This window comes from Lentzea kentuckyensis (assembly GCF_002150765.1).
GTDB classification, from domain to species: domain Bacteria; phylum Actinomycetota; class Actinomycetes; order Mycobacteriales; family Pseudonocardiaceae; genus Lentzea; species Lentzea kentuckyensis.
Genome location: NZ_MUYM01000156.1, coordinates 1 through 1,779 on the forward strand (window position 1 = coordinate 1; position 1,779 = coordinate 1,779).

A 1,779-nucleotide genomic window follows, 5' to 3' on the forward strand; every position below is an offset into this window, starting at 1 on the left:
CTGCGCGACCGTGTCGGACTGCACGTCACCGTCGTAGTTCTTGCACGCCCAGACGTAGCCGCCCTCCCACTTCATGGCCGCGGCGACCATGTCGTCGATGAGGCGGTGCTCGTAGGTGAGGCCCTTGGCGTCGAACTCCGCCTTGAACTCCTCGTCGAACACACGCTGGAAGATGTCCTTGAAGGCGCCGTCGTAGGCCTTCAGGATCGTGTTCTTCGTCGACATGTAGACGGGGTAGCCCCGCTGCAGACCGTAGGAGAACGAGGCGCGGGCGAAGTCCTCGATGGACTTGTTGTAGTTGTACATGCCCATCGCCACACCGCCCTCCGCCGGGAACTCGGTGACGACGTGCTCGATCGGGTCCGAGCCGTCCTCCGGCTGGAACGTGATCGTGAGCTTGCCGGCGCCGGGCACCTTGAAGTTGGTGGCCTTGTACTGGTCACCGTGCGCGTGACGGCCGATGATGATCGGCTTCGTCCAGCCGGGGACCAGCCGCGGGACGTTCGAGATGATGATCGGCTCGCGGAAGACGACACCGCCGAGGATGTTGCGGATCGTGCCGTTCGGCGAGACCCACATCTTCTTGAGGCCGAACTCCTCGACGCGCGCCTCGTCCGGCGTGATCGTGGCGCACTTGACGCCGACGCCGTGCTTCTTGATGGCGTTGGCGGCGTCGATCGTGACCTGGTCGTTCGTGGCGTCCCGGTGCTCGATGCCCAGGTCGTAGTACTCCAGGGTGACGTCCAGGTACGGGTGGATCAGCTTGTCCTTGATGAACTGCCAGATGATCCGGGTCATCTCGTCGCCGTCGAGCTCGACGACGGTGCCCTGAACCTTGATCTTGCCCATAACTCCGGGCGCTCCTCTCGCGACGATGCAAGCAAGACAAGCGTACTGGTAAACCGCCGCCCTGTGCCTGCGACCCTGGTTACATCGATTCAACCGGCGCGGCGACCACTGCGCCATTGGTGTGAACCGTAGTCCCCTCGCCCGTCGGCCACCACGAGAGAGGGCTCACCAGGCACGAGTCGATCTTCTGCGCCGTTGCACGAGTTTCGGTCCGGCGGCGTTCAAGCAACGACTACTGTCGGCACGGTCGGGTGATCATCAGAAGGGGCGTAAGTGTCAACTGGGCCAACACATGCGATGAGCGGGCTGCTCGCCTGGAGCGCTGTCACCGCACTCGCGTCGAGCCACCCGATCGGCCAGCTCTCGCCGCAGAGCTGGGCCGTTGGCGCGGTTCTCGCCACCGGCGCGGCACTGCTGCCGGACCTCGACCACCCCGGTTCGACCATCTCGCGCACGTTCGGAGCGTTGAGCGGCGGCCTGTCCGCGGGCATCAACGCGCTCAGCAGCTTCGTATACCGGACAACACGTCTGAAGAGGGACTCCAACAGAGACGGCGGACATCGCGGTCTCACCCACACGCTCGTCTTCGCGTTGTTCGCCGCCATCTTCACCACCGCGGTCGTGCAGAACAGCCAGAAGTGGGCGCTGCCGGTGCTGATGTTCGTGTTCGCCGGCCTCGCGGTGCGCGGGATCCTGAACGACTGGAACCCCAAGCAGGACGCGCTGATGATCACGGTGGTGTCCGCGGGGATCACCTGGGCGATGATCGCGTGGACCGCGCAGACGAACGCGTCCGCGGCGGCGTGCGGCATCGCGGTCGGTGTCGGGTGTTTCGCGCACTACATCGGTGACGCGATCACCGAGCAGGGCTGCCCGATGCTGTGGCCGATCCCGATCATGGGCAAGACGTGGTTCCCGGTGGCGCCGCCG

2 protein-coding genes are annotated in these 1,779 nt (G+C 65.1%); one reads left to right on the forward strand and one right to left on the reverse strand.

Annotated features, from left to right (window positions below; all coding sequences use genetic code 11):
* Positions 1 to 849, reverse strand: an 849-nt coding sequence (locus B0F77_RS44275; protein ID WP_086669057.1) for an NADP-dependent isocitrate dehydrogenase, incomplete at its 3' end; no start/stop codon positions are given.
* Positions 850 to 1,122: 273 nt separating this feature from the next.
* Between B0F77_RS44275 and B0F77_RS44280 the strand changes: the two genes are divergently transcribed.
* Positions 1,123 to 1,779: metal-dependent hydrolase (locus B0F77_RS44280; RefSeq protein WP_086669058.1), on the forward strand; the 657-nt coding region annotated here is incomplete at its 3' end.